Genomic DNA, 271 nt, shown 5'->3' with positions numbered 1-271 from the left:
GCGCACCACTTCCTTGGCGGGAAGCTGGTCGTCCTGCTTGACCAGGCGGATCAGGCCGCCCTTCTTCGACAGGCTGTCGGCCTTCACCGCGATACCGGCGTCGGTCAGCGCCTTGGCAGCGCGGTCGACATCGGCCTGGGTGACCTGCAGCGCCGTGCTGGCGCCGCTGATCTGCTCCGCCGGGTCGTCCGGGTAGAGGTTGGGTGCGGAATAGATGAACCCGACGGCGAGGACCGCCAGGATCAGCAGATATTTCCACAGAGGATACTTG

General features: G+C 65.7%; 1 protein-coding gene. It reads right to left on the bottom strand.

Features of this window, described 5'->3' with window-relative positions; genetic code table 11:
- A partial coding sequence (locus tag BST14_RS32060; RefSeq protein ID WP_211280857.1) for a hypothetical protein occupies window positions 1-271 on the bottom strand: 271 nt, incomplete at both ends.

It is taken from the genome of Mycobacterium arosiense ATCC BAA-1401 = DSM 45069 (genome assembly GCF_002086125.1).
Classification (GTDB): domain Bacteria; phylum Actinomycetota; class Actinomycetes; order Mycobacteriales; family Mycobacteriaceae; genus Mycobacterium; species Mycobacterium arosiense.
This window is presented reverse-complemented; position numbering and strand designations above follow the sequence as displayed.